This window comes from Planktosalinus sp., from assembly GCF_059864935.1.
The window spans coordinates 1-5,341 of record NZ_JCBCCK010000342.1 but is presented as its reverse complement, the minus strand read 5'-3'; the positions used below and the strand labels follow the sequence as shown (position 1 = coordinate 5,341).

5 protein-coding genes are annotated in these 5,341 nt (G+C 41.3%); 1 reads left to right on the top strand and 4 read right to left on the bottom strand.

Annotated elements, in window-relative coordinates; translation table 11 throughout:
- The 4 genes from AC6F75_RS10960 to miaB form a co-directional block, all read right to left on the bottom strand.
- Nucleotides 1-460, bottom strand: a 460-nt coding sequence (locus AC6F75_RS10960) for a DUF8458 domain-containing protein (RefSeq protein ID WP_500715059.1), incomplete at its 3' end; no start/stop codon positions are given.
- A gap of 4 nt (nucleotides 461-464) precedes the next feature.
- Nucleotides 465-971 (bottom strand): LPS assembly lipoprotein LptE, encoded by a 507-nt coding sequence (locus AC6F75_RS10955; protein ID WP_500715058.1) that lies wholly within the window; start codon nucleotides 969-971, stop codon nucleotides 465-467.
- Nucleotides 972-1,058: 87 nt separating this feature from the next.
- The gene (locus AC6F75_RS10950; RefSeq protein ID WP_500715057.1) at nucleotides 1,059-2,336 is read right to left on the bottom strand and encodes a sigma 54-interacting transcriptional regulator; all 1,278 of its coding nucleotides are present in this window, start codon (nucleotides 2,334-2,336) and stop codon (nucleotides 1,059-1,061) included.
- A 95-nt stretch (nucleotides 2,337-2,431) separates the two neighbouring features.
- Nucleotides 2,432-3,904 (bottom strand): tRNA (N6-isopentenyl adenosine(37)-C2)-methylthiotransferase MiaB, encoded by a 1,473-nt coding sequence (gene miaB / locus AC6F75_RS10945; protein ID WP_500715056.1) that lies wholly within the window; start codon nucleotides 3,902-3,904, stop codon nucleotides 2,432-2,434.
- 259 nt (nucleotides 3,905-4,163) lie between these two features.
- On the opposite strand from miaB, the gene topA reads away from it, so the two are divergent.
- Nucleotides 4,164-5,341, top strand: a 1,178-nt coding sequence (gene topA / locus AC6F75_RS10940; protein ID WP_500715055.1) for a type I DNA topoisomerase, incomplete at its 3' end; no start/stop codon positions are given.

Here is a 5,341-nt window from a genome sequence, read left to right as displayed (position 1 = left end):
TTAGCCATTCATTGAAGGAGTGTTTATCTTCTTTTGAAAAGGTGAGCGGTTTGTGAACTTCAAGGATTTCTTCTACAGCTTTCTCTTCTACACTTTTTTCAACTTTGCGTTCAAACAAAGCGGGATTTAAAATGGCTTCGGCTTTATCGAGTTCTTTTTTGTCGGTTTCATCCGTTTTTAAAACCGGTTCTACTGCGATTGCTTCGGAAACAGTAGGTTCTGTAAATACATTTGAGGTTATAAATTCAAAAAGCACACTTCTGTCTGAGGTATAAGCCGCTGTTTTTTTTAATTGTTGATTGTACCGATGGCTATTTTGGGTTTTTAAAATTTTCAGGTACAGTGCCTGAGCCGGTTGAAAAAAAGGATAATCTTCAATGAGTTCGCCCAGGGCAACTTGGTGTTGCCCTGAAATTTTTTCAGGATGTTTAAGCAGGTATGTGATTTCTTCTTTGTTCAAAGTCTTACCATCTGGCCAAAGTGGCGTTAAAAACATCTTGTGTGATGCGTTCAAAAATAATGTTTACGGCATCGTCCCGCTGTGAACCCACAAGCTGTGCGGCTCCTGCGTAATCATGATAAAATGAAAAGCGTTGCTCGAGGTCGTTACCGTCGTTTTTAGTGTCAAAAAACCGGACATTTACTGTAATGGTCAACCGGTTTTGGGCTGCTGTATTTTGAGCTGTAGCCGTAATGGGAGCTACATAATATTCTGTAATTTCACCTTCATAGATCAGGTCTCCGTTTTGATTGGTCAAATCAAGGCTTGTTTGATTGACAATGATGTCCTGCAATCGTTGGGTAAACAACCTGTCTAAACCCGGTTCAACAATGAGCGCATTGTTCCTGAAAAAGTTAACCTGAAAAGTTTTGATGTTTGGTGCCACCGAAGCACCGGTAAAGGAGTAAAACCCACAGCTTTGAAAGGTGAATAATGCTATAAAAATAATATAGAATAGGTTTTTTTTCATCTGTTCGTATGAGCCGAAATATATTGCGGCTGTACTTTAATCTAATATCTAATGTCTCAAATCTAATATCTAATGTCTCACGTCTATCTACAATCTGAATTGTTTAATTTTTCTGTAAAGTGTGCGTTCTGATACCCCCAGTTCGTCGGCCGCAGCTTTTCGCCTGCCCTGGTTTTTTTCCAATGCTTTTTTGATCAGCTCCAGTTCTTTGTCTTTGATTGAAAGTGTTTCTTCTTCTTCAATTTCTTCGGCAAAATAGTATTTGTCTTTTGCATTCTCATGATTTTCTGAGTTTTTCACCTCAAGAATTTCAACATCATTTTGAGCGTCGTTTTCGTCAATAATATCAGTCAACTCTTCAAAAGCATCATCTTCCTGTGGGGTATATATTTTTTTGATCAATCCTGAATGTTCTTTTTGCACATTTTTGGCATCACCGCTTTTTAAGAGTTCAAGAGTGAGCTTCTTCAAATCGTTTACATCACGTTGCATATCAAAAAGCACTTTGTAAAGAATTTCCCTTTCAGAGCCAAAATCGCTTCCCGATTTTTTTGAACCCACGACTGCCGGAAGGTTGCGACCCATATCGGGCAAATAATTCTTCAGGGTACTTGCAGTGATTTCCCTGTTTTGTTCCAAAACGGAAATTTGTTCAGCCACATTGCGCAGTTGCCTGATGTTTCCGCTCCAGCGGTACTTTAAAAGCAAATTTGTGGCCTCATCATTTACCCTGATGGTGGGCATTTTGTATTTCTGCGCAAAATCTGCTGCAAATTTTCTGAATAAGAGATGGATGTCTTCTTCGCGTTCGCGCAGAGGAGGCAGGTGAATATCAACCGTGCTAAGGCGATAGTACAAGTCTTCCCTGAATTTTCCCTCATTAATGGCTTCTGACATGTTTGCGTTTGTTGCGGCTACTATGCGCACATCGGTTTTTTGTGATTTTGACGAACCCACTTTCAGGAATTCGCCGTTTTCTAAAACCCTTAGTAAACGTACCTGAGTGGGAAGCGGTAGTTCGCCCACTTCATCCAGAAAGATAGTGCCACCGTCGGCCACTTCAAAATAACCGCTTCGGGTTTGGGTTGCTCCGGTAAAAGAACCTTTCTCGTGTCCAAAAAGCTCACTGTCAATGGTTCCTTCAGGAATAGCCCCACAGTTTACAGCGATGTATTTTCCGTGTTTTCTGTGCGAAAGTGAGTGAATGATTTTTGGGATACTTTCTTTTCCAACCCCACTTTCACCGGTAACCAATACCGAAATATCTGTAGGTGCTACCTGAATGGCTTTTTCTATGGCACGATTGAGTTTTTCATTGTTGCCAATGATTCCGAAACGTTGTTTTATTGCTTGTACACTTTCCATGAGCCCCCTCCAACTCCCCCAAAGGGGGAGGGTTTTTTATAATTCGTTTTAATAAATAAAAACATTCACTTTTTTAATTTTTATAAATCTAATTTTTAAGATTTAAAAAGCCCCTCCTCTGGAGGGGTTGGGGAGGCTTCCACCGCTTCCCCAATCAGTGTTGTACTCGTGCAATCTGTAATTTTAACCATTACAAAATCGCCTACTTTATAATTTTCTTTCGGGAAAACCGCCACGGTGTTTTGCGGAATGCGCCCGCTCCATTCATTTTCGTTGCGCTTGGAGGTTTTTTCAATCAAAACTTCAACTGTTTTGCCCACAAATTGTTTGGTTCTGTATGCACTGTGTTTTTGTTGCACTTCCACAATTTCCTGCAAGCGTCTTTTTTTGGTTTCTTCGGGAATGTCGTCTTCCAGTTTTCTGGCGGCGAGTGTTCCCGGGCGTTCAGAATACATAAACATAAACCCGAAATCATATTTCACATATTCCATCAGGCTCAAAGTATCTTGGTGGTCTTCTTCGGTTTCTGTCGGGAAGCCGGAGATGATGTCTTGTGAGATTCCGCAATCGGGGATCATTGCTTTAATGTTGTCAATGAGTTGCATATACTCTTCACGGGTGTGCTGGCGGTTCATTTCTTTCAAAATACGTGTGCTTCCGCTTTGAACCGGCAGGTGAATGTAGTTGCAAATGTTTTGGTATTTGGCCATGGTTTCAATCACGTCCATCGTCATATCCTGCGGATTGGATGTAGAAAACCTGAAACGCATTTTGGGTTGGGCTTCCGCTACAAGCGAAAGTAAACCGGCAAAGTTAGTAGCTGTGGCTTTTTGCATATCGCTGGCTTTTTCAAAATCTTTTTTGAGTCCGCCGCCATACCACAGGTAGCTGTCCACATTTTGACCCAGCAAGGTCACTTCTTTAAATCCTTTTTCTGCCAAATCATTGACTTCTTCTAAAATACTTTGCGGGTCGCGGCTGCGTTCGCGACCACGTGTGAAAGGCACCACACAAAAGGTGCACATATTGTCGCACCCCCGGGTGATGGAAACAAAAGCGGTCACACCATTGCTTTGAAGTCTTACGGGCGAAATGTCTCCATAAGTTTCATCTTTGGAAAGGATGACGTTAATGGCGTTTCGGCCTTCTTCCACTTCGCTCAGGAGGTTTGGTAAATCTTTATAGGCATCCGGCCCAACAACCAGGTCAACTATTTTTTCTTCTTCCAGAAACTTGTTTTTGAGACGTTCGGCCATACAGCCCAGTACGCCCACTTTCATATTGGGGTTGTTGTTGCGTTTTACGGCATTGTATTTTTCTAAACGTTTTCTAACTGTTTGTTCGGCTTTATCGCGAATGGAGCAGGTGTTTACCAAAACCAAATCGGCATCCTCAAGATTATTGGTGGTGTTGTAACCGTTTTCGGCTAGTATGGATGCCACAATCTCGCTGTCGCTAAAATTCATCTGGCAACCATAGCTTTCAATAAACAGCTTTTTGTTGTTCCCATCTACATTATCCAAAACAAGCTGAGTGCCTTGTTTTTTCTCATCAATTATTTTCTCCATAAAATAGTACTGTAAAAATAAGTCTGCAAAGATACAATTTTAAATAGAATTGTGACAAATTGGCAGAGTTAAATGTATTAAAAAGTAATGGGATTTTTTGCTAAAATGTTGTGTATAAAAAAAATCACATACTTTTGCAATTCCCGCAAAGGTGGGAAACTCGTAATTCAAACTTGCAAACTAGTTTTATTTTGGTAATGTTTACGAGTAATAATTAACTTTAAAAAATGAGATTCCCGCCTTCGCGGGAATAGGAAATATGGCAAAAAACTTAGTAATTGTAGAGTCACCGGCAAAGGCAAAAACCATTGAAAAATTCCTTGGAAATGATTTTAAGGTGGAATCCAGTTTTGGACACATCGCCGATTTGCCTTCCAAAGAACTCGCCGTTGATGTTGATGGGGATTTCAAACCAAAATACATAGTCCCCAGGGATAAAAAAGCGTTGGTAAAAAACCTGAAGTCCCTTGCCGATAAAGCCGAAATGGTCTGGCTGGCAAGTGATGAGGACCGTGAGGGAGAAGCCATTGCCTGGCATTTGGCTGAGGAATTAAAGCTGGATGACGCAAAAATCAAGCGCATCGTTTTTCACGAAATCACCAAAAATGCAATCCTCAAAGCGATTGAAAATCCGCGTAAAATAGATCTGAATCTCGTCAATGCCCAGCAAGCCAGAAGGGTTTTAGACCGTCTGGTGGGCTACGAACTTTCACCGGTATTGTGGAAAAAAGTGAAAGGCGGACTTTCTGCCGGCCGTGTACAATCAGTTTCTGTTCGGTTGATAGTTGAGCGTGAACGAGAAATTCAGGGCTTTTCTACCGAAGCGTCTTTTAGAATTGATGCTGAGTTTGTGACAGAAGAAGGAAAAACCTTTAAGGCAAAGCTTCCCAAAAACATTGAAACACTTGAGGAAGCCAAGGCTTTTTTAGAAAAAAATATAGGAGCTTCCTTTAAAGTTTCCGAACTCACCAAAAAACCGGCAAAAAAGTATCCGGCGGCACCATTTACCACTTCAACCTTACAGCAGGAAGCTTCCAGAAAATTGTATTTTCCGGTTGCTAAAACCATGAACGTGGCACAACGCCTTTATGAAGCGGGTTTGATTACCTATATGAGAACCGATAGTGTCAACCTTTCAGATGAAGCCAGAAATGCTGCCAAAGCTGAAATTATTTCTGAATTTGGTGAAAAATACAGTGAACCCAGAAACTTCAAAGGAAAATCAAAAGGTGCCCAGGAAGCCCATGAGGCCATAAGGCCCACCGATATTTCTGTGCACTCCATTGATTTGGAAAGGGACCAGTCACGTTTGTATGAATTGATTTGGAAACGCACCATCGCTTCTCAAATGAGCGAAGCACGATTGGAGCGAACCAATGTGCGCATTGCAGCTTCCACACATAACAATGAGTTTACCGCCAATGGCGAAATGATAAA

Coding starts and splice junctions, on each gene's coding strand:
- AC6F75_RS10950 (WP_500715057.1), bottom strand. CDS start 2,336: ATGGAAAGTGTACAAGCAATAAAACAACGTTTCGGAATCATTGGCAAC.
- miaB (WP_500715056.1), bottom strand. CDS start 3,904: ATGGAGAAAATAATTGATGAGAAAAAACAAGGCACTCAGCTTGTTTTG.
- AC6F75_RS10955 (WP_500715058.1), bottom strand. CDS start 971: ATGAAAAAAAACCTATTCTATATTATTTTTATAGCATTATTCACCTTT.